The sequence below is a fragment of the Pseudomonas sp. P39-UII1 genome, from assembly GCF_039672635.1.
Classification (GTDB): domain Bacteria; phylum Pseudomonadota; class Gammaproteobacteria; order Pseudomonadales; family Pseudomonadaceae; genus Aquipseudomonas.
Map to the genome: position 1 here is coordinate 21,492 of NZ_JBDFPP010000018.1, position 19,726 is coordinate 41,217.

A 19,726-nucleotide genomic window follows, 5' to 3' on the forward strand; every position below is an offset into this window, starting at 1 on the left:
CGGTGGGAGCTGGCTTGCCGGCGATCGAGGGCAGAGCCCTCGCTTAAGTTCTAGAGCTGTAAGACATTTCCGAACCTGAAACCAAATGCTTCGGTTCTGAATCCCTATGGAATTATCCTACGATCGCTGTCGGACGGCGCTGACTTGGCTGGAATGTGCTCCGGGAATAACGTCCTCAGGTCGCCTTGCAAGGCGATCGGGCGTGAGACACCCGGCTGGTACAGGATGCATCGCTTATGGCGGTCGTGCACGGGCAGACTTTGGTCTGGCCGGGTCTCCTGTACCCCGGGTCTCACCCCGTGTAACGACTGCCACCCAAATTCGTGAGACAAGGCGGAGGGCAGAATTCTTCCATGTACAGGAGTTCGGCCATGAAAAAACTCGTTCCCGATCCGCCCCCATCCGTTCTGCTTCTGCTCGATCCACCCACCATCTCGCTCCCGGACCCACCCACCGCCAGAGAGTGCAGTGCGCTAATCCATGCACTGACCCAGGCCGTGCAGCAGACCACCAGCGTCCTGCTCGACAGCCCGCAAGGGCCGCAGCGGGACGCCATGGGCATGAACATCCGCCTGCTATGCCGGATGATCAATGCGTTGAACGAGCATGTAGGTGCTCAAGGAGCCAGACCGTGAGCAAGCGCCCAAGCGATGCCTCGACGGCAGGCATTGAAACCTTCGACCTGTTCAGCCTGAAACCTGATGTGCCGTTCGACCATGCTTTCTCGCAACTCTCGGTGCTACTCGGCTGCATCCGTCACCTCACCACCGAAGCTGAGATGGAAAACGATCGTGTCGCTGGCAGTGCAGCGCGGATTCTCAGTGAGATGGCCAAGGCATTGATTGATGATCTGGAGCGGGGGATGAGCAAGGCTCTTCAGTGAGCTTGTCTATGGGGCCGCTCCGAGGCCCTATGGCCGGCAACCGGCGTCCGCAGTTACAGCGGCGAGCTCAAGTGGTGCGCTGTACGTGTGGGAGCCGGCTTGCCGGCGATGGGCTGCGAAGCAGACCCAAGCTGTTTTGTAGCAAGATTTTTCATGAAATCCGCCCACAAACCTTGAGGTAAGAAGAGTGGAAGTGAACAATGTTCTCTTTCGCATTCCCTTCGAGACTGGCCATGAAAACCCGTTCCCGTCTGCTCGCCTGGCTTCCAGCATTACTGCTAGGCCCGGTGCTGGCGCTGTGCAGCAGCTTGGCCCACGCCGAAGCCCCCGCCGAGGCCACCAAGGCCTTGCACCTGCTGGACTACATCGGCGCCGACTACCCGCCGACCGTGCGCGAGGGCAAAGTGATCGATAGCGGGGAGTACCGCGAGCAACAGGAATTCAGCGCCGTACTGGCCGACTTGGTCAAAGGCCTGCCGGAAAATGCCGAGCAAGCTGCACTGGAGCAAGGGGTGCAAGCCCTGCGCCAGGCCATCGAGCAACGTCAGGAGGGCACAGCAGTCGCCAAGCAGGCCCGTCAGCTAGGGGCTCGCCTGGCGGTGGCCTACGAGGTCAGCCAGGCGCCGGTGATTACACCTGATCCGGCCCGGGGCGCGTCGCTGTACGCACAGAACTGCTCGATCTGCCACGGTGACACTGGCGCAGGCGACGGCCCGGCTGGCGTCGGCCTGGAGCCGGCACCGGCGAACTTGCGTGATGTCGCACGCCTAGACCAGTTGAGCCTGTTCGACCTCTACAACACCCTGGCGCTTGGCATCGACGGCACCGAAATGCCGTCCTTCGCCGACCAACTCGATGACCGCCAGCGCTGGGACGTCGCCGCCTATATCGCCAGCTTCACCGCCGACCCGCAGGCTGCCAAGGGTGACAAGACCTGGAACCTGGCCGACCTGGCCCGCCAGACCCCGGCGGAAGTGGCCGCTAACGAAGGCGCCGCGTTCGTGGAAGCTTTCCGCGCCCAGCGTGCCCAGCCGCCGCAGGTCAAGCGTGGCCCGGCGCAGTTGCTCGAATATACCGCCAGTACCCTGGACAAGAGCCTGGCAGCCTACCGCGCAGGCGATCACGATCAGGCCTACGACCTGTCGGTAGCGGCCTACCTGGAGGGCTTCGAACTGGTGGAAAGCTCGCTGGACAACATCGACACCCAGGCGCGAAAGGACACCGAAAAAACCCTGATGGCCTACCGGCAGGCGCTGCAGGACGGCCTGCCGGTGGCCCAGGCAGAACAGCGGCTGGCTGAGGCCAAGGCCAAGCTCGATCAAGCGTCCAGGTTGCTGGGCAGTGATGGCCTGAGTTGGTCGCTGAGCTACATTTCCGGCCTGCTGATTCTGCTGCGTGAGGGCCTTGAAGCCATTCTGGTGCTGGCTGCGATCCTGGCCTTCCTGCGCAACACTGGCCAGCAGTCGGCAGTGCGCAGCGTCAATATCGGCTGGGGCCTGGCGCTGATCGCCGGTTTTGCAACCTGGGCCTTGGCAGCTTATGTGATCAACGTCGGCGGCGCCCAGCGTGAACTGCTCGAAGGGTGCACCGCGCTGTTCGCGGCGGTGATGGTGCTGTGGCTTGGCGTGTGGATGCACGACCGCCGCCATGCCGCGGCTTGGCAGGACTACATCAAGAGCAGCCTGGTCAGCGGCGGCGGGCGTTTCGGCTTTGCCGTGCTGGCGTTTTTCTCGGTGTACCGCGAGCTGTTCGAAGTGATCCTGTTTTACGAAACCCTGTGGCTGCAGGCTGGGCCTGCAGGGCACCAAGCTGTACTGGCCGGTGGCGCAACGGCGCTGGTGCTGCTGGTTGGCCTGGCCTGGGTGATCCTGCGCGGTTCGGCCAAACTGCCGCTGTCGCTGTTCTTCAGCATCAACGCCGGGCTGCTGTGTGCGCTGTCGGTGGTGTTTGCCGGGCACGGCGTGAAGGCGTTGCAAGAGGCAGGCGTGCTGGGTACGCGGCCGGTGGCGTTCTTCGAGTTCGATTGGCTGGGGGTTCATGCCGATGCGTACTCGCTGGCGGCACAGGCGCTGGCGTTGCTGGCGATTGTGGTGCTTTATGGGCGCAGTCGCCTGGCCGAGAAGCGCCGGGCTGCGGTTTAGGTATTGATGCTGCTGGCCTCTTCGCGGGCAAGCCCGCTCCTACAGGTACAGCGCAAGCTTTGAGGCGGCGCGAACCTGTAGGAGCGGGCTTGCCCGCGAAGAGGCCGGTACAGCTCTGAAGAGAGAATTGCTACATGCGCATATGGATCGACGCCGACGCCTGCCCCAAGGCAGCCAAGGACCTGATCGTCAAATTCGCCCTCAAGCGCAAGCTCGAGGTCATCATGGTGGCCGGCCAGGCCGTGGCCAAGCCAGCGTTCGCCGTGGTGCGGCTGATCGTCGTGCCGAGCGGCATGGACGCCGCTGATGATTACCTGGTCGAACACGCCGCACCCGGGGAGCTGGTGATCTGCAGCGATGTGCCATTGGCCGACCGCCTGATCAAGAAGGGTGTCGCGGCGTTAGACCCGCGCGGCCGTGAGTTCGACGAGCGCAACATGGGTGATCGGCTGGCAGTGCGCAACCTGTTCACCGAACTGCGTGAGCAGGGCCAAGTCGGGGGCGGGCAGGCGCCTTATGGCGAACGCGAGAAGCAGGCGTTCGCCAATGCGCTGGACCGTATCCTCACGCGCCTGATCAAGGGCTGATCAGTCACCCTCGTGGGTCAGCTCCAGCACGCGATCCACCAGCTTGTAGATCCCGCCAGCCGCCTCGCTGATCGACGTAGCGACCATGTACGCAGGGGTGGTCACCAGCTTGCGCTGGGTGTCTTCGACGATGTCATGCACATCGCATTCTTCATGCGTACCGCCCATCTTGACCACTGCCGCAGCGGTATCTGCGTCCTTACCGATGGTGCAGACCACGCCTGGGCCGTAGATCTTCGCCGCCAGTGCCGGCGAGATGCAGATCAGCCCAACTGGCTTGCAGGCTTCGGCAAAGGCCTCGGCCAAAGCCAGGAGCTCCGGCTGCACCGTGCACTCGGTGCCTTCCACGGCAAAATTGGACAGGTTCTTCGCTGCGCCGAAACCGCCCGGCACGATCAGCGCGTCGAAGTCTTCAACGTTGGCTTCACGGATATCTTTCACCTCGCCCCGGGCAATGCGCGCGGATTCCACCAGCACGTTGCGCGACTCGGGCATCTCCTCACCGGTCAGGTGGTTGATCACGTGCATCTGCGCGATGTTCGGCGCAAAGCACTGCACCTGTGCGCCGCGCTGGTCGAGGCGCAGCAGGGTGATCACGCTTTCATGGATTTCGGCGCCGTCGTAGACGCCACAGCCGGAAAGAATCACCGCTACTTTTTTCGTCATGCTCATTACTCCCGTGTCGAGGCGCTAAATGTCCTCTAGTTTGGCAGATGTGGCCATAGGGATTCCCATGGGTGCATCCTAATCTCTGTGGACACCCTTCGAGGCTGCTGTCCATGGACCTGATATTGCTGGCCGTGCCGTTCTTCTTCGTGTTGATTGCGGTTGAGCTGGTTGCCGACCGTGTCCGCGGCCAGCGCAATTTCACCCTGGCCGACTCGATCAACAGCCTGAGCACCGGCGTGCTGTCCACCAGCACCGGGTTGCTGACCAAAGGGGTAGGGCTGCTGACCTATGCGCTGGCCTGGGAGCACCTGGCGCTGCTGCGTTTGCCACAGGGTGCCTGGTGGGTCTGGCTGCTGGCCTTCGTGCTGTACGACTTCTGCTACTACTGGCTGCACCGCCTGGGCCACGAGCGCAACGTGTTGTGGGCAGCCCATTCGGTGCACCACCAGAGCGAGGAATACAACCTCACCACAGCACTGCGCCAGACCAGCAGCGGCTTCATCTTTTCGTGGGTCTTCTACCTGCCGCTGGCGCTGATCGGCGTGCCGCCACTGGTGTTCATCACCGTGGCATCGCTGAACCTGTTGTACCAGTTCTGGGTGCATACCCGGCACGTTCCCAAGTTGGGCTGGCTCGAATGGGTGCTGATCACGCCGTCCAACCATCGCGTCCACCATGCGCAAAATCCTGTTTACTTGGATCGTAACTACGGCGGTGTGTTCATTTTCTGGGACCGCCTGTTCGGCACCTTCAAGGAAGAAGACCCGGCCGAACCCGTGGTGTTTGGCGTGACCACGCCGCTGGCCAGCTGGAACCCGCTGTGGGCCAACCTGCAGTTTTACGCCCAGCTTTGGGACGACGCCCGGCGCGCCGAGCGCTTCTGGGACAAGCTGCGTATCTGGTTCATGCCCACCGGATGGCGCCCGGCCGATGTGGCCGCGCGTTATCCACAGGCCCAGCAGAACCTGGCCCTGTTCCGCAAATTCGAGATTGCTCTGGGGCGGGCGCAGCAGGTGTATGTGCTGCTGCAATTCGCCGTTTATGTGGCGCTGGGCAGTTACCTGATGGATGCCGCCGAGCGAGTGCCGGCAGCGGCCTTGGTGCTGGGCTGGTCGGTGATGGCGTTTGGGCTGTTCACGCTGGGGGCGGCACTGGAGGACAGGCCGTGGGCAGGGCGCCTGGAACTGGCACGCCTGCTGTCGAATGCGCCGGCCCTGTATCTGGCTGGCGCTTTGGGCTTATGGGCGGTTACGCCGCTGGCCTGGTTCCTGCTCGTGTTTTACAGCGTGCTCAGCCTCTGTGGCCTTGCTCTCTGCCGCCGCCTTGCGCTCCGCGCGCAACGTGCGAAAGCGCCTGCGCAGCCAGAGCAGGGCGCCCAGCAGCAGCAGGCCACCGAGCACCCATAGCTCGTACTTCTTCACGTTGCCCAGCATGCCTTCGAGAATGGCACCGAAGTGGTACGCAGCAGCGCCCAGTGCCAAGGCCCAGACGGCCGCGCCGATGCCATTGAGCAGCAAGTAGCGGCGTGGTGGGTAGCCAGACAGGCCGATGGCCACGGGCATGACCGTGCGCAGGCCGTAGACGAAGCGGAAGCTCAGCACCCAGATATCGGGGTGGCGGCGAATATGCTCCAGCGCGCGATCGCCCATGGCCTGCCAGCGCGGCTTGCGTGCCAAAATCTTGCGCCCGTGGCGGCGGCCCATGAAGTACCACAGCTGGTCGCCGGCATAGCTGCCGAAGAACGCCACGATCACCACCAGGCTGATGTCCATGTACCCGCGGAACGCAAGAAATCCTGCAAGCACCAGGATGGTCTCGCCTTCGAAGAAGGTGCCTAGAAAAAGGGCAAAATAGCCGAAATCCTGCAGGAATTGTTGAAGCATTTTCTGAGGTGCTGGCGAAATGAACGCGCAGCCTACCCCTTCGCGGGCATTCGTGAAAGTGTCCAAATGTGTCTCGACGTGAACAATTCCTACAAGGACAATGGCTTTGCCCTCAAGCTGCGGCTTGCGTCAGTCTGTAACACAGGCGTCATAATGGCTGCTTATCGTCCCGCTCAATTGATGATAGGGCGTTAACGTCCTCCAGGAACGTCCAGATGAATAATGAAGTGCTAACACCTGTCGTGATCAAGGATGCCGAGGCAGTCCCTGAAGAAATGGTGCAGACCCCACCAGACCTGCCAGAGCTCCCGGAACCTGTAGTCGAGGCCGCCGTCGCGCCTGCCCCTGTGCATGCGCCCACGCCCGCCATCGCCACCCCGAGCCTGGACGACAGCAGCCTGTACATTCATCGCGAACTGTCGCAGTTGCAGTTCAACATTCGCGTGCTGGAGCAGGCACTGGATGAGTCCTACCCGCTGCTCGAGCGGCTGAAATTTCTGCTGATTTTCTCCAGCAACCTCGACGAGTTCTTCGAGATCCGCGTGGCGGGCCTGAAGAAGCAGATCAACTTCGCCCGCGAGCAGGCAGGTGCCGACGGCCTGCAGCCGCATCAGGCGCTGGCGCGCATCAGCGAGCTGGTGCACTTCGAAGTGGAGCGTCAGTACGCGATCCTCAACGATGTGTTGCTGCCGGAGCTCGAGAAGCACGCCATCCGCTTCATCCGCCGCCGTTACTGGACGCCCAAACTCAAGACCTGGGTGCGCCGCTACTTCCGCGACGAGATCGCGCCGATCATCACCCCGATCGGCCTCGACCCGACGCACCCGTTCCCGTTGCTGGTAAACAAGAGCCTCAACTTCATCGTCGAACTCGAAGGTGTCGATGCCTTTGGCCGCGACTCGGGCCTGGCGATCATCCCGGCGCCGCGCCTGCTGCCGCGGGTCATCCGTGTGCCTGAAGAGGTCGGCGGTGCTGGCGACAACTACGTGTTCCTGTCATCGATGATCCACGCCCACGCCGACGACCTGTTCCAGGGCATGAAGGTGAAGGGTTGCTATCAGTTCCGACTGACCCGTAACGCCGACCTGGCGCTGGATTCGGAAGAGGTCGACGACCTCGCCCGCGCCCTGCGCGGCGAGCTGTTCTCGCGCCGTTATGGCGATGCGGTGCGCCTGGAGGTGGCCGATACCTGCCCGAAACACCTGTCCGATTACCTGCTCAAGCAGTTCAGCCTGAGCGAGAGCGAGCTGTATCAGGTCAACGGCCCGGTCAACCTGACCCGCCTGTTCAGCATCACCAGCCTGGACAGCCACCCGGAGCTGCAGTACACGCCGTTCACCCCGGCGATCCCCAAGCTGCTGGTGAATGCCGACAACATCTTCAGTGTGATCAGCAAGCAGGACATCCTGCTGATGCACCCGTTCGAGTCCTTCACCCCGGTGGTCGACCTGCTGCGCCAGGCCGCCAAGGACCCGCACGTGCTCGCCGTACGCCAGACCCTGTACCGCTCCGGCGCCAACTCGGAGATCGTCGACGCCTTGGTCGATGCCGCGCGTAACGGCAAGGAAGTCACTGCGGTGATCGAGTTGCGTGCGCGTTTCGACGAAGAGTCCAACCTGCAGATGGCCAGCCGCCTGCAGGCCGCGGGCGCGGTGGTGATCTACGGTGTGGTCGGCTTCAAGACCCACGCCAAGATGATGCTGATTCTGCGCCGTGAGCAGGGCGAGATCGTGCGCTATGCGCACCTGGGTACCGGTAACTACCATGCCGGTAACGCCCGCCTGTACACCGACTACAGCCTGCTGACTTCTGACGACGCGCTCACCGAGGACGTCGGCAAACTATTCAGCCAGCTGATCGGCATGGGCAAGACGCTGCGCATGAAAAAGCTGCTGCACGCGCCGTTCACCCTGAAGAAGGGCATGCTCGACATGATTGCCCGGGAAACGCAGTTCGCCCTCGAGGGCAAACCCGCGCACATCATCGCCAAGTTCAACTCGTTGACCGATGCCAAGGTCATCAAGGCGCTGTACAAGGCCAGCCAGTCGGGTGTGAAGATCGACCTGGTGGTGCGTGGCATGTGCTGCCTGCGCCCAGGCATTCCGGGGGTGTCGCACAACATCCAGGTGCGGTCGATCATTGGTCGCTTCCTCGAGCACACCCGGGTGTTCTACTTCCTCAATGGCGGCGAAGAGCAGATCTACCTGTCCAGCGCCGACTGGATGGAGCGCAACCTCGACAAGCGTGTCGAGACCTGCTTCCCGGTGGAGGGCAAGAAGCTGCTGCTGCGGGTGAAGAAGGAGCTGGAAGGCTACCTGACCGACAACACCCACGCCTGGACGCTGCAGCCTGACGGGCGTTACGTGCGCAGCACGCCGACCGGTAACCAGAACCCGCGCAGTGCCCAGGCGACCCTGCTGGAGCGCCTGAGCAACCCGGTTCTTAACGTACGCTGAGGACGAAATTGACCCGGGCCAGCCACTCCGCCTCGTTGGCGAAGTCGGCCTGGGTCAGTTGGTTCTCTTCCAGCCAGCCCTTCGGGAAGACCACGTTCAGGCTGTTATCGGCAGCCTCGAGCTGCACCTTCGGCATCTGCTGGGTGCCGCGGATGTGGTGGAACAGGATGGCGAAACGCAGCAGCACGCACAGGCGCAGCAGCTTTACGCCTTCATCGCCCAACTCGGCGAACTTGTCCTTGGGAATGTTGCGGCGGTGGCCGCGCACCAGCAGGGCCATCATCTGCTGATCTTCACGGGAGAAGCCCGACAGGTCGGAGTGCTCGATCAGGTAGGCACCGTGCTTGTGGTAGTGGTAATGGGCGATATCCAGCCCGATTTCGTGAATTTTAGCAGCCCAGCCCAGTAGATCGCGCCAGTTTCCATCCTCCAGGTCCCACGCCTTGGCCACTTGGTCAAAGGCATGCAGTGCCTTGCGCTCGACCCGTGCAGCCTGGCCCTGGTCAACGTGGTAGCGCTCCATCAGCGAGTTCAAGGTGCGTTCGCGCACGTCTTCGTGATGGTGGCGGCCCAGCAGGTCGAACAGCACGCCTTCACGCAGGGCGCCATCGCAGTGGTCCATGCGCTGCAGTTCCAGTGCATCGAAGATCGCTTCGAGAATCGCCATGCCAGCCGGGAAGATGGCGCGGCGGTCGGGCTTGACCCCGTCGAAATCGATCTTGTCGGCCTCACCCAGCTTGAACATCTTGCGCTTGACCCAGGCCAGGCCTTCGGCGTTGACCTCGCCACTGCCCAGGCCGCCGGCCTTGATCGCGGCGCCAATGGCACGGATGGTCCCGGACGAGCCGATGGCTTCATCCCAGGTCAGGCGGTGCAGGGCATTCTCGATGCTCATCAGCTCCAGGCGCGCAGCGGTGTAAGCCTGGGCGTAGCGGGCCGGGGTGATCTTGCCGTCGCGGAAATAGCGCTGGGTGAAGCTTACGCAGCCCATTTGCAGGCTTTCACGCAGCAGCGGCTCGAAACGTTGGCCAATGATGAACTCGGTGCTGCCACCGCCGATGTCGGCCACCAGGCGCTTGCCAGGGGTGTCGGCCAGGGTGTGGGACACGCCCAGGTAGATCAGGCGCGCTTCTTCACGGCCGGAAATCACTTCGACAGGGTGCCCGAGAATGGCCTCGGCACGCTGGATGAATTCGTTGCGGTTACGCGCTTCGCGCAGGGCGTTGGTGCCAACGATACGTACGGCGCCAGCGGGCATGCCGTTTATCAGCTGGGCAAAGCGCTTGAGGCATTCAAGGCCCCGTTCCATGGCTTCTTCGCTGAGCTTGCGCGCTTCGTCGATGCCGGCGGCCAGCTGAACCTTTTCGCCGAGACGCTCGAGAATGCGGATCTCGGTGTGGTGAGCCTTGGCCACGACCATGTGAAAACTGTTGGAGCCTAGGTCGATGGCGGCGATCAGAGACAGGTTCTTCGCGGAGGTATGCGGCATGATCTGAGGGTTCTCGGTCGTTAACCTGGCAATCGTGCCACGATACTTGGCTGTCGCCAACGCGCGGCACGCCAAGGGTTGATGCAAGGCAATGTGCCATTCGATGCTATGACACTTATGTGACAGTTTCGATTCGTGGCGTCTTGCACAACTATAGTGACACTCAATCGTCCGCGACTTCCTGTAGGGCGTGGGTGCGGCTATGATGGGCCACGTTTTTTGCTTACGACCCTGGAGATATCCATGAGCAGCGATCTGATCAAACACGTCACCGACGCCACCTTCGAGGCCGAAGTCCTGCAAGCCCAAGGCCCGGTGCTGGTCGACTACTGGGCTGAATGGTGTGGCCCATGCAAGATGATCGCTCCAGTCCTGGACGACATCGCTTCCACCTACGAGGGCAAACTGACCGTCGCCAAGCTGAACATCGACGACAACCAGGAAACCCCGGCCAAGCACGGCGTGCGTGGCATCCCGACGCTGATGCTGTTCAAGAACGGCAACGTCGAGGCCACCAAGGTGGGCGCACTGTCCAAATCCCAGCTGGCCGCGTTCCTCGACGCCCACCTGTGATGCGAAAAGCCCCGGAAACCCCGGGGCTTTTCTTTTCCAACCCACTAGACGTCGAAAAAAGCAAGTGTTACATTCGGCCTCGCACTGCTTCTCCAGTGCCCCCTGCACGCCGTCGCCGACGCACTCCTAATTAGAATCTGTGCGCGATCCTATCGCCTTCTAGCGGCGCGGCTTCATTAAGCCAGAAGCTTAATCCTCCCTTCATACATGATTACGTCACTCCCCTTATGAACCTGACTGAACTCAAGCAAAAGCCGATTACCGATCTGCTGGAAATGGCCGAACAGATGGGCATCGAAAACATGGCCCGTTCGCGCAAACAGGACGTGATTTTCGCCCTGCTGAAAAAGCACGCGAAAAGCGGCGAAGAGATCTCGGGTGACGGCGTGCTGGAGATTCTCCAGGATGGTTTCGGTTTCCTGCGTTCGGCTGATGCGTCCTACCTGGCCGGCCCTGACGACATCTACGTCTCGCCTAGCCAGATCCGCCGTTTCAACCTGCGTACCGGCGACACCATCGTCGGCAAGATCCGCCCGCCAAAGGAAGGGGAGCGTTACTTCGCCCTGCTGAAGGTCGACACGATCAACTTCGATCGCCCTGAAAACGCGAAGAACAAGATCCTGTTCGAAAACCTGACGCCGCTGTTCCCCAACAAGCGCCTGAAGATGGAAGCCGGCAACGGCTCCACCGAAGACCTGACCGGCCGCGTCATCGACCTGTGCGCCCCGATCGGCAAAGGCCAGCGTGGCCTGATCGTTGCTCCGCCGAAAGCGGGCAAGACGATCATGCTGCAGAACATCGCGGCGAACATCACCCGTAACAACCCCGAGTGCCACCTGATCGTTCTGCTGATCGACGAGCGCCCGGAAGAAGTGACCGAAATGCAGCGCACCGTGCGCGGCGAAGTGGTTGCCTCGACCTTCGACGAGCCGCCGACCCGTCACGTACAGGTTGCCGAGATGGTGATCGAGAAGGCCAAGCGCCTGGTCGAGCACAAAAAGGATGTGGTCATCCTGCTCGATTCCATCACCCGCCTGGCGCGTGCTTACAACACCGTGATCCCAAGCTCCGGCAAGGTGCTGACCGGTGGTGTCGACGCCCATGCCCTGGAGAAGCCGAAGCGCTTCTTCGGTGCCGCACGTAACATCGAGGAAGGCGGTTCGCTGACCATCATCGCCACCGCGCTGGTAGAAACCGGCTCGAAGATGGACGAAGTGATCTACGAAGAGTTCAAGGGTACCGGCAACATGGAGCTGCCCCTGGACCGCCGCATCGCCGAGAAACGCGTGTTCCCGGCCATCAACATCAACCGCTCCGGCACCCGCCGCGAAGAGCTGCTGACTGCCGATGACGAACTGCAGCGCATGTGGATCCTGCGCAAGCTGCTGCACCCGATGGACGAGATCGCCGCCATCGAGTTCCTGGTCGACAAGCTCAAGCAGACCAAGACCAACGACGAGTTCTTCCTGTCGATGAAGCGCAAGTAAGCGGTTAGATCGGTCAAGTAATGATTGGGGCTGCTTCGCAGCCCATCGCCGGCAAGCCGGCTCCCACAGGTCCTCTGCGAGCCTTGTGGGGGCTGGCTTGACGGCGATGGGAGGCGAAGCGGCCCCAAGTCATTTTTGGCCATTGCACGCCGTTCGGCGCTACACTCTGCACCCCGACCGATACGGCCAACACGAGGCTCATGCATGCAGTATCGCGATTTGCGCGACTTCATCCGTGGCCTGGAGCAGCGCGGCGAACTCAAGCGCATCCAGGTTCCTATCTCCCCTGTCCTGGAAATGACCGAGGTGTGCGACCGCACCCTGCGTGCCAAGGGCCCGGCCTTGCTGTTCGAAAAGCCCACAGGCTTCGATATGCCAGTGCTCGGCAACCTGTTCGGCACCCCGCAGCGGGTGGCCATGGGCATGGGCGCCGAATCGGTCGATGAGCTTCGCGAGATCGGCAAGCTGCTGGCCTTCCTCAAGGAGCCGGAGCCGCCGAAGGGCCTGAAAGATGCCTGGTCGAAGCTGCCGATTTTCAAGAAGGTCGTGTCGATGGCGCCGAAAGTGGTCAAGGATGCGGTGTGTCAGGAAGTCGTGGTCGAGGGCGATGATGTCGACCTCGGCCAGTTGCCGATCCAGCACTGCTGGCCAGGTGACGTGGCACCGCTGATCACCTGGGGCCTGACCGTGACCCGCGGCCCCAACAAGGACCGCCAGAACCTGGGCATCTATCGCCAGCAGGTCATCGGCCGCAACAAGGTCATCATGCGCTGGTTGAGTCACCGTGGCGGCGCGCTGGACTATCGCGAGTGGTGCGAAAAGAACCCTGGCCAGCCGTTCCCGGTTGCCGTGGCCCTGGGCGCGGACCCTGCGACCATTCTCGGTGCAGTGACGCCGGTGCCCGATACCCTGTCCGAATACGCCTTCGCCGGCCTGTTGCGCGGCAACCGTACCGAACTGGTGAAGTGCCGTGGCAGCAACCTGCAGGTGCCGGCAACTGCCGAGATCATCCTCGAAGGCGTGATCCACCCGGGCGAAATGGCGCCAGAAGGCCCTTACGGCGATCACACCGGCTACTACAACGAAGTGGACAGCTTCCCGGTGTTCACTGTCGAGCGCATCACCCATCGGCAAAAACCGATCTACCACAGCACCTACACCGGGCGGCCGCCTGATGAGCCGGCGATCCTCGGTGTGGCGTTGAACGAAGTGTTCGTGCCGATCCTGCAAAAGCAGTTCCCGGAGATCATCGACTTCTACCTGCCACCGGAAGGCTGCTCGTACCGAATGGCGGTGGTGACCATCAAGAAGCAGTACCCAGGCCACGCCAAGCGCGTGATGCTGGGTGTGTGGTCGTTCCTGCGACAGTTCATGTACACCAAATTCGTTATCGTCACAGACGACGATATCAATGCCCGTGACTGGAATGACGTGATCTGGGCCATCACCACGCGCATGGACCCCAAGCGTGATACGGTGATGATCGACAACACGCCGATCGACTACCTCGACTTCGCGTCGCCGGTATCGGGCCTGGGGTCGAAGATGGGCCTGGATGCCACGCACAAGTGGCCGGGCGAGACGACACGCGAATGGGGCCGGGTCATCGTCAAGGACGAGGCCGTCACCCGCCGCATCGATGAGCTGTGGGATCAGTTGGGAATAGATTGATGCAGGTAACGTTGCAGCCGTCCGGGGCAGTGCTGGCGCTTGAACCCGGGGAACGGATCCTGGATGGAGCGCGGCGGCTGGGCTATGACTGCCCGAACAGCTGCCGCAATGGCAATTGCCATGTCTGCGCCGCATTGTTGGTCGAAGGTCGCGTTCTACAGAACGGTGAAGAACGCGACCATGGCGAGCTGTTCACATGCATCGCCGAACCGCTGGAGGACTGTGTTTTGCTCTGGGATGGTGTGCTGGCCCTGGGCGAGCTGCCAGTGCGAAAGCTGGCATGCAGCGTCACTGAATGCGTTGATGTCGGCGGCGACGTCTGGCGCGTGCGCTTGCGCGCGCCGGCTGGCAAGCCGCTGCGCTATCACGCCGGGCAGTACCTGATGATCGAGCGCGAAGGTGGCAAGCAGGCGGCGTTTTCGCTGGCTTCGGCACCCCATAGCGGGCGTGATCTGGAGCTGCACGTGCTGGCGCGTGAAGCCAGCGCCTTGCAGTTGCTCGAGCAATTGCAGCGCAACGGCCTGGCACGCATAGAGATGCCTTTCGGTGACACTCATCTGGCCGAGCTACCCGATGGGCCGCTGGTGCTGATCGCCGCCGGTACCGGCATGGGGCAGATGCACAGCCTGGTCGAGCACTGCCGCGCCCAGGGTTTCAAGCACCCGGTGCACCTCTACTGGGGTGTGCGCCGCCCCGAAGACTTCTACTCCATCGAACACTGGGACGAATGGGAGCGCTTGCCCAACCTGTTCCTGCACAAAGTGGTGAGTGATCTTTGCGGTTGGGAAGGCCGCTGCGGCATGCTGCACGAAGCGGTGTGTGAAGACGTTCAGGACCTCAACACGGTCCACGTCTACGCCAGCGGTTCACCTAACATGGTCTATGCCACCCTCGATGCCCTGGTCGAAGCCGGTATGGATGCCCACCGCATGCGTGCCGATGTGTTTGCCTACGCGCCGCGTGGTTAATAACCAAAGTTTCAGGTAGTGGGTATAAGGCGGTAATTATTACCGCCTTGGCTAATAACTTTCACTATACTCGGAACAATGCTCTCCAATCGTCGGAAGTTCGCGTAAAACTTAGGTCTCGGGACTTGAGTGTTGGCGTGTTTCTATCCTAAGGTGAAGGCAAGCACCCTAGGTGTGGGGCTCTGGCCCCGTCTCGCAGCGACTTTCGCTACATCGGTAGTTCACAGGGAATAATGGCGGCAGCTTATGTCGGCAATTGAAAGTTTGTCCTGGAAAAGTGCTTATCCTCCGGCGCTCGACTTCGGCCAGCAATTGACCCGCGAGCAATTGATCAACTCCATGCAGATGACCATGTCACGCCATGAAGGTGGCCCGGTGTGGCTGTTTGCCTATGGTTCGTTGATCTGGCGCCCGGAATGCAGTTCGGTTGAACGCCAGCGCGCGCGCGTGCATGGCTATCACCGTGGGCTGTATTTGTGGTCGCACGAGCACCGTGGCACCCCGGAAACCCCGGGCCTGGTGTTCGGCCTGGACCGCGGCGGTTCGTGCAGTGGTTTTGCCTATCGCCTGGATGAGAGCAACCTCGATGACTCGCTGATGGCCCTGTGGCAAAGGGAGATGCCGTTCCCCGCCTATCGTCCGCATTGGCTCAGTTGCCGGTTGGGTGATGGCAGCAAGGTTCAGGCACTTGGTTTTGTGCTGGAACGGCACCTGCCGTGCTACGCCGGTAACCTGCCGGACACCTTGCTCAGCCAGATCCTGGCAAGCGCCAAGGGGCGTTATGGCACCACGCGCGAGTATGTCGAGCAGACGTTGAATGCACTGCGCAATCACCAGATGCCGGATCGCAACCTGGAGGCGCGCTTCAGGCGCTGCCATAACCTGCGCGAGGTTTGATCCAGCCTGTTGCGGCCCTATCGCCGGCGAGTCGCTTAGGATTACGCCGGCACCTGTAGGCGCCGGCTTGCCGGCGATAGGGCCGGTGGAGGCACAATTGATCAGGACGCTTACCTGGCCAGCACCACCAACTTACCCACAGCCTTCCTTTGCCCCAATTGCTCGATCGCAGCACCCGCCTCGGCCAGTGGGTAAGTCTGAGAAACCAGCGGTTTCAGCTTGCCCTCGGCATGCCAGGCAAACAGCTGCCGGAAGTTGCCGGCATTATCCTCTGGCTGGCGCTGGGCGAACGAACCCCAGAACACCCCGAGCACCGCTGCGCCCTTGAGCAGCACCAGGTTAGCCGCCATCTGCGGGATCGTCCCGCTGGCAAAGCCCACCACAAGCAGCCGGCCATTCCACGCCAGCCCACGTACGGCCTGCTCGAACAGCTCACCCCCAACCGGGTCATAGATCACATCCACGCCTTGGCCACCGGTCAGGCGCTTGATTTCTTCCTTGAGGCTGGCCTGGGTGTAATCGATCAGCTCATCCGCCCCGGCCGCCTTGGCGACGGCCAGCTTCTCGGCGCTGCTGGCCGCAGCGATCACCTTGGCGCCCATGGCCTTGCCGATTTCCACTGCCGCCAGGCCGACACCACCGGATGCACCCAGCACCAGCAGGGTTTCCCCAGATTGCAGCTGACCGCGTTGCTTGAGCGCATGCATCGAGGTGCCGTAGGTCATGCCAAAGGCGGCGGCGGTGGTGAAGTCCATGCTTTCGGGAATGGGCATCACGTTGTAGAACGGCACGGCCACCTGTTCGGCAAATGCACCCCAACCGGTCAGGGCCATCACCCTGTCGCCCACCTTGAACGCCCCAGCGCGCTCACCCACCGCGGCAACCACACCGGCAGCTTCGCCACCCGGCGAGAACGGCAGGGGCGGCTGAAACTGGTATTTGCCTTCGATGATCAAGGTGTCGGGGAAGTTGACCCCGGCTGCATGCACATCCAGCAGGATCTCGTTTTTTTTCGGCGCCGGGCTGGCCACCTCTTCCAGCACCAGGTCGCGTGCCGGGCCCAGGGTTTTGCACAACACAGCTTTCATCGGGGCTATTCCTTTGCGTGTAGTGGCCGATAAGTGTAAGAGGGCCGCCCGCCGGGTCAACGAGCATGGCCCGCCCTGATGGGCTGGCATAAGCCGGGGCTTGGGTTTGAGCGGTGTGCTGGGTAAGCTGGCGCCAATTGTTTTGAGGAGCGAATGAGTGAACGCGTGGATCTTGATGGTGCTGGCCCTGATGCTGCCAGCGGCGGCCATGGCCGAAGAAGCCAAGGAAGGAGCCCCCAAGGTTTCCTACATCAGCCTGAGCCCACCCTTCGTCGGCAACTACGCCCTCGACGGTGGCCCCAAGCTGCGTGTGTACAAGGCCGACGTCGCCCTGCGCGTGACCGGTGACGAAGCTGCCAAGGCGGTGAAGCACCACGAACCGCTGATTCGCAACCAGCTGGTGGCGCTGTTCACCCAACAGGGTGTGGATAACATGAGCAACGTCGAAGCCAAGGAGGCGCTGCGCCAGCAAGCGCTGAAGCAGGTGCAGCAGGTGATGGAAGCGGAAGAGGGCAAGCCGATTGTCGAGGACCTGCTGTTCAATAATCTGATTGTGCAGTGATCTGAGCAAACCGGGTTTGCGCGGTCCCTGGGCGGGCACTGCCCATGCGATAAGTGAAGGGGCCGCCGCTCACCGCGCCAGTGCGACAATAGCCGCCCACTGCTCCTCGGTAACTGGCATCACCGACAACCTCGTCCCTTTCTGCACCAGCGGCAACTCCGCCAGTGCGCTCTGCTGCTTGAGCAGCCCCAGCCCCAATACCTGCCTGAATGTCTTCACATGCGCCACATCCACTGCGCTCCACGGATTCTTATCGGGAGTGGCCTTGGCGTCGTGGTAGTGGCTTTGCGGGTCGAGCGCGGTCGGGTCCGGGTAGGCCGCCGCGATGATGCGGCCGATCCCGGCAATGCCCGGTTGCGGGCAGCTGGAGTGGTAAAAGAAGAACTCATCGCCTACGCTCATGGCCCGCAGGAAGTTGCGGGCCTGGTAGTTGCGTACGCCATCCCAGCGCGCCTCGCCCAAATGGCCCAGCCCTTCGATCGAGAGCTCGTCGGGCTCGGATTTCATCAGCCAGTAGGCCATGGATGCTGCTCCTGAAAAGGTTTGAAATAACCTGTTGCACGAAACCGACAGCCGGTTGGCGTCAACGTTTGCGTGTGGGCTCAGGTTGTCGGAAAATGCGCCGATTTTAACGCTAGCTGCTCCGGCGACACCAAAAAAGTCGTCGAGCCAGAACAGTATGCCGGGGGGGCATTCTTCGATGAATCAACGTAAACCGGACCTCCTTTGGGTCCTGGTCTTCATCTTTGGTCTGGGTGTGGTCACCACCGGTTATGCTCAGGGTATCTGGGAGCGCAAGCTCGATACCGCCTACCAAACCCCGGTCGACGCCGGCCAGCCGCAGCGCTGATCCCCTGCTGGCGCCGCTCAGTTCGGTGCCAGGTACCAGCCACGGTCCGAGACCGTGCCCTGCAGTTGTACATCCCAACTGGCTTGCGCCAGCCGCTCGACCTTCTGGCATTCATGCGCCAGCCCCAGCAGCAGCGGTTTTTTCCACGTTTTGCGGCGTGCCTGGTAAGCCAGGCTGCGGTCGTAGAAACCGCCGCCCATGCCGAGCCGCCCGCCGACCTCATCAAAGCCCACCAGCGGTAGCAGGATCAGGTCCAGCGCCCAGACAGGGCGTTGACGCCTGCGGTCGGTCAATGGCTCTGGAATACGGAAGCGGTTGGGCTTGAGTTTTTCACCCTTTTCAAAACGCTGGAACACCATGCGTGTGCGCGGCCAGGCGTGCAATACCGGCAGGTAGAGGCGTTTACCGCGGCGCTGGGCCTCGCGCAGCAGCAGCTGCGGGTCGATTTCACCGTCGTTGGGCAAGTACAGGGCAATGTGCCGGGCGCGCCGGAACAGTGGGTTCTGCGCCAATTGGCGATACAGGCCCAGGGAGGCTTGCTGTTGCTGTGCGGGGGTGAGTGCGCGGCGGGCATTGCGCAGCAGGCGACGAAGCTGGGGGCGGGTGAGCGGCGCGGTGTCGGTCATGGCACAGGCGTCCCAGTTGTCGCCACTGGTGTGGAATCTGCCTGCGGCAGGGCAGGCAAAGAAGAATGAGGCTCCCCGATAAGACCGCTATCGGTGTAGCCCTTGAACCCGAAAGTTCAAGGTGGAGATTGCAGGGGGCGTTAAGGCTTTCCGTCGGGCGGACATGCACACCGGCCCCAGCGTGCAACCCCCGTGGTTGTGCGTATCGGCTCAGGGACATAACCGACTGGCGCATCCCCCAGGGAGTGGCGCCAGTATACCAATCTCAGCCGATTTTGGTATCCGCATCGTCGGACAACGCCTTATCGACGCGATCGAGCAAGTCACGAACCTGCTCGCGGGTGGCGTTGCCAGCGGGGGCGTCGGTGCGATCTTCCTGGCGGTGCAGCATCTCGTGGGTGATGTTCAATGCGGCCATCACAGCGATGCGGTCGGCACCGATCACCTTGCCGCTGCTACGGATCTCACGCATCTTGCCGTCCAGGTAGCGTGCGGCGCTGACCAGGTTGTTGCGTTCTTCCGGCGGGCAGATGATCGAGTACTCCTTGTCCAGAATCTGCACGGTGACGCTATTGCTTGAACTCATGAGTCTTGCTCCAGGGCCTTGAGGCGTAAGATCATCGACTCGACCTTGCGCTTGGCGATCTCGTTCTTTTCGATGAGGTGGGCGCGCTCTTCGCGCCAGGATTTTTCCTGAGCTACTAGGAGTGCATTCTGCCGTTTTAGTTGCTCGACGCGTTCGATCAGCGACTCAAACCGGCTCATCAATGCTTGCAGGTCGTTCTCTTGCGTGGGTTGCACTCGATTCGCTCCGTCATTGAATCACCCGTCGATGATGCCTCTCCCTGAGCGGTGACGGCCAGTGCCGATGGTCTTGGCGCGCCTGCCGGTGCTAG

At 61.9% G+C, this 19,726-nt stretch carries 20 protein-coding genes, 1 other RNA gene and 1 pseudogene; 13 read left to right on the forward strand and 9 right to left on the reverse strand.

Annotated features, from left to right (window positions below; all coding sequences use genetic code 11):
* Window positions 1–371 precede the first annotated feature (371 nt).
* The 4 genes from ABEH27_RS20070 to ABEH27_RS20085 all read left to right on the forward strand — a co-directional run bounded on the left by ABEH27_RS20070 (window position 372) and on the right by ABEH27_RS20085 (window position 3,611).
* Window positions 372–635 (forward strand): hypothetical protein, encoded by a 264-nt coding sequence (locus ABEH27_RS20070; protein WP_346615234.1) that lies wholly within the window; start codon window positions 372–374, stop codon window positions 633–635.
* A gap of 32 nt (window positions 636–667) precedes the next feature.
* Window positions 668–883 carry a DUF3077 domain-containing protein gene (locus tag ABEH27_RS20075; RefSeq protein WP_346615297.1) on the forward strand — a complete coding sequence of 72 codons (216 nt, stop codon included), beginning with the start codon at window positions 668–670 and terminating at the stop codon, window positions 881–883.
* A gap of 200 nt (window positions 884–1,083) precedes the next feature.
* Complete coding sequence (locus ABEH27_RS20080; RefSeq protein WP_346615235.1) at window positions 1,084–3,024, forward strand: FTR1 family protein; 1,941 nt, start codon at window positions 1,084–1,086, stop codon at window positions 3,022–3,024.
* Window positions 3,025–3,158: 134 nt separating this feature from the next.
* The gene (locus ABEH27_RS20085) at window positions 3,159–3,611 is read left to right on the forward strand and encodes a YaiI/YqxD family protein (protein ID WP_346615236.1); all 453 of its coding nucleotides are present in this window, start codon (window positions 3,159–3,161) and stop codon (window positions 3,609–3,611) included.
* Here ABEH27_RS20085 and elbB read toward each other — a convergent pair whose 3' ends face one another.
* Window positions 3,612–4,277 carry an isoprenoid biosynthesis glyoxalase ElbB gene (gene elbB / locus ABEH27_RS20090; protein ID WP_346615237.1) on the reverse strand — a complete coding sequence of 222 codons (666 nt, stop codon included), beginning with the start codon at window positions 4,275–4,277 and terminating at the stop codon, window positions 3,612–3,614.
* Between the two features lie 113 nt (window positions 4,278–4,390).
* Here elbB and ABEH27_RS20095 point away from each other — a divergent pair.
* A pseudogene (locus ABEH27_RS20095) lies at window positions 4,391–5,017 on the forward strand (sterol desaturase family protein); the annotation flags it as partial.
* 501 nt (window positions 5,018–5,518) lie between these two features.
* On the opposite strand, the gene ABEH27_RS20100 reads toward ABEH27_RS20095, so the two are convergent.
* Window positions 5,519–6,163, reverse strand: a complete 645-nt coding sequence (locus tag ABEH27_RS20100; RefSeq protein ID WP_346615238.1) for a DedA family protein — start codon at window positions 6,161–6,163, stop codon at window positions 5,519–5,521.
* A 215-nt stretch (window positions 6,164–6,378) separates the two neighbouring features.
* On the opposite strand from ABEH27_RS20100, the gene ppk1 reads away from it, so the two are divergent.
* Window positions 6,379–8,619: a polyphosphate kinase 1 gene (gene ppk1, locus ABEH27_RS20105; RefSeq protein WP_346615239.1), complete on the forward strand. Its 2,241-nt coding sequence runs from the start codon at window positions 6,379–6,381 to the stop codon at window positions 8,617–8,619.
* On the opposite strand, the gene ppx is transcribed toward ppk1, so the two are convergent.
* Complete coding sequence (gene ppx, locus ABEH27_RS20110; RefSeq protein ID WP_346615240.1) at window positions 8,606–10,108, reverse strand: exopolyphosphatase; 1,503 nt, start codon at window positions 10,106–10,108, stop codon at window positions 8,606–8,608. The genes ppk1 and ppx overlap by 14 nt on opposite strands.
* Window positions 10,109–10,351: 243 nt before the next feature.
* Between ppx and trxA the strand changes: the two genes are divergently transcribed.
* The 5 genes from trxA (at window position 10,352) to ABEH27_RS20135 (ending at window position 15,704) form a co-directional block, all read left to right on the forward strand.
* Entirely contained in the window at window positions 10,352–10,681 is a 330-nt protein-coding gene (gene trxA, locus ABEH27_RS20115) for a thioredoxin TrxA (RefSeq protein ID WP_009684153.1), read from the forward strand.
* 227 nt (window positions 10,682–10,908) lie between these two features.
* Window positions 10,909–12,168 (forward strand): transcription termination factor Rho, encoded by a 1,260-nt coding sequence (rho, locus tag ABEH27_RS20120; RefSeq protein ID WP_003253661.1) that lies wholly within the window; start codon window positions 10,909–10,911, stop codon window positions 12,166–12,168.
* A 204-nt stretch (window positions 12,169–12,372) separates the two neighbouring features.
* A complete protein-coding gene (ubiD, locus tag ABEH27_RS20125; protein ID WP_346615241.1) occupies window positions 12,373–13,839 on the forward strand; it encodes a 4-hydroxy-3-polyprenylbenzoate decarboxylase in 1,467 nt (488 codons plus the stop codon).
* Complete coding sequence (locus tag ABEH27_RS20130; RefSeq protein WP_346615242.1) at window positions 13,839–14,807, forward strand: CDP-6-deoxy-delta-3,4-glucoseen reductase; 969 nt, start codon at window positions 13,839–13,841, stop codon at window positions 14,805–14,807. The genes ubiD and ABEH27_RS20130 overlap by 1 nt, the downstream gene beginning before the upstream one ends.
* A 246-nt stretch (window positions 14,808–15,053) precedes the next feature.
* The gene (locus ABEH27_RS20135; protein WP_346615243.1) at window positions 15,054–15,704 is read left to right on the forward strand and encodes a gamma-glutamylcyclotransferase; all 651 of its coding nucleotides are present in this window, start codon (window positions 15,054–15,056) and stop codon (window positions 15,702–15,704) included.
* A gap of 110 nt (window positions 15,705–15,814) precedes the next feature.
* On the opposite strand, the gene ABEH27_RS20140 is transcribed toward ABEH27_RS20135, so the two are convergent.
* A complete protein-coding gene (locus ABEH27_RS20140; protein ID WP_346615244.1) occupies window positions 15,815–16,792 on the reverse strand; it encodes an NADPH:quinone oxidoreductase family protein in 978 nt (325 codons plus the stop codon).
* A 157-nt stretch (window positions 16,793–16,949) separates the two neighbouring features.
* On the opposite strand from ABEH27_RS20140, the gene ABEH27_RS20145 reads away from it, so the two are divergent.
* The gene (locus ABEH27_RS20145) at window positions 16,950–17,354 is read left to right on the forward strand and encodes a flagellar basal body-associated protein FliL (protein WP_346615245.1); all 405 of its coding nucleotides are present in this window, start codon (window positions 16,950–16,952) and stop codon (window positions 17,352–17,354) included.
* A gap of 69 nt (window positions 17,355–17,423) precedes the next feature.
* Here the strand turns inward: ABEH27_RS20145 and ABEH27_RS20150 are convergent, their stop codons facing one another.
* Window positions 17,424–17,876 carry an EVE domain-containing protein gene (locus ABEH27_RS20150; RefSeq protein ID WP_346615246.1) on the reverse strand — a complete coding sequence of 151 codons (453 nt, stop codon included), beginning with the start codon at window positions 17,874–17,876 and terminating at the stop codon, window positions 17,424–17,426.
* Between the two features lie 178 nt (window positions 17,877–18,054).
* Between ABEH27_RS20150 and ABEH27_RS20155 the strand changes: the two genes are divergently transcribed.
* The gene (locus ABEH27_RS20155; RefSeq protein WP_346615247.1) at window positions 18,055–18,204 is read left to right on the forward strand and encodes a hypothetical protein; all 150 of its coding nucleotides are present in this window, start codon (window positions 18,055–18,057) and stop codon (window positions 18,202–18,204) included.
* A 17-nt stretch (window positions 18,205–18,221) separates the two neighbouring features.
* Here ABEH27_RS20155 and ABEH27_RS20160 read toward each other — a convergent pair whose 3' ends face one another.
* The 4 genes from ABEH27_RS20160 to ABEH27_RS20175 all read right to left on the reverse strand — a co-directional run bounded on the left by ABEH27_RS20160 (window position 18,222) and on the right by ABEH27_RS20175 (window position 19,595).
* Window positions 18,222–18,830, reverse strand: coding sequence for a 5-formyltetrahydrofolate cyclo-ligase (locus ABEH27_RS20160; RefSeq protein WP_346615248.1), 609 nt, complete (start codon window positions 18,828–18,830; stop codon window positions 18,222–18,224).
* A gap of 68 nt (window positions 18,831–18,898) precedes the next feature.
* A non-coding RNA gene (ssrS, locus tag ABEH27_RS20165) (6S RNA) lies at window positions 18,899–19,078 on the reverse strand.
* A 17-nt stretch (window positions 19,079–19,095) separates the two neighbouring features.
* Window positions 19,096–19,416 carry a cell division protein ZapA gene (locus tag ABEH27_RS20170; protein WP_346615249.1) on the reverse strand — a complete coding sequence of 107 codons (321 nt, stop codon included), beginning with the start codon at window positions 19,414–19,416 and terminating at the stop codon, window positions 19,096–19,098.
* The gene (locus tag ABEH27_RS20175) at window positions 19,413–19,595 is read right to left on the reverse strand and encodes a TIGR02449 family protein (protein WP_042112137.1); all 183 of its coding nucleotides are present in this window, start codon (window positions 19,593–19,595) and stop codon (window positions 19,413–19,415) included. The genes ABEH27_RS20170 and ABEH27_RS20175 overlap by 4 nt, the downstream gene beginning before the upstream one ends.
* Window positions 19,596–19,726 lie beyond the last annotated feature (131 nt).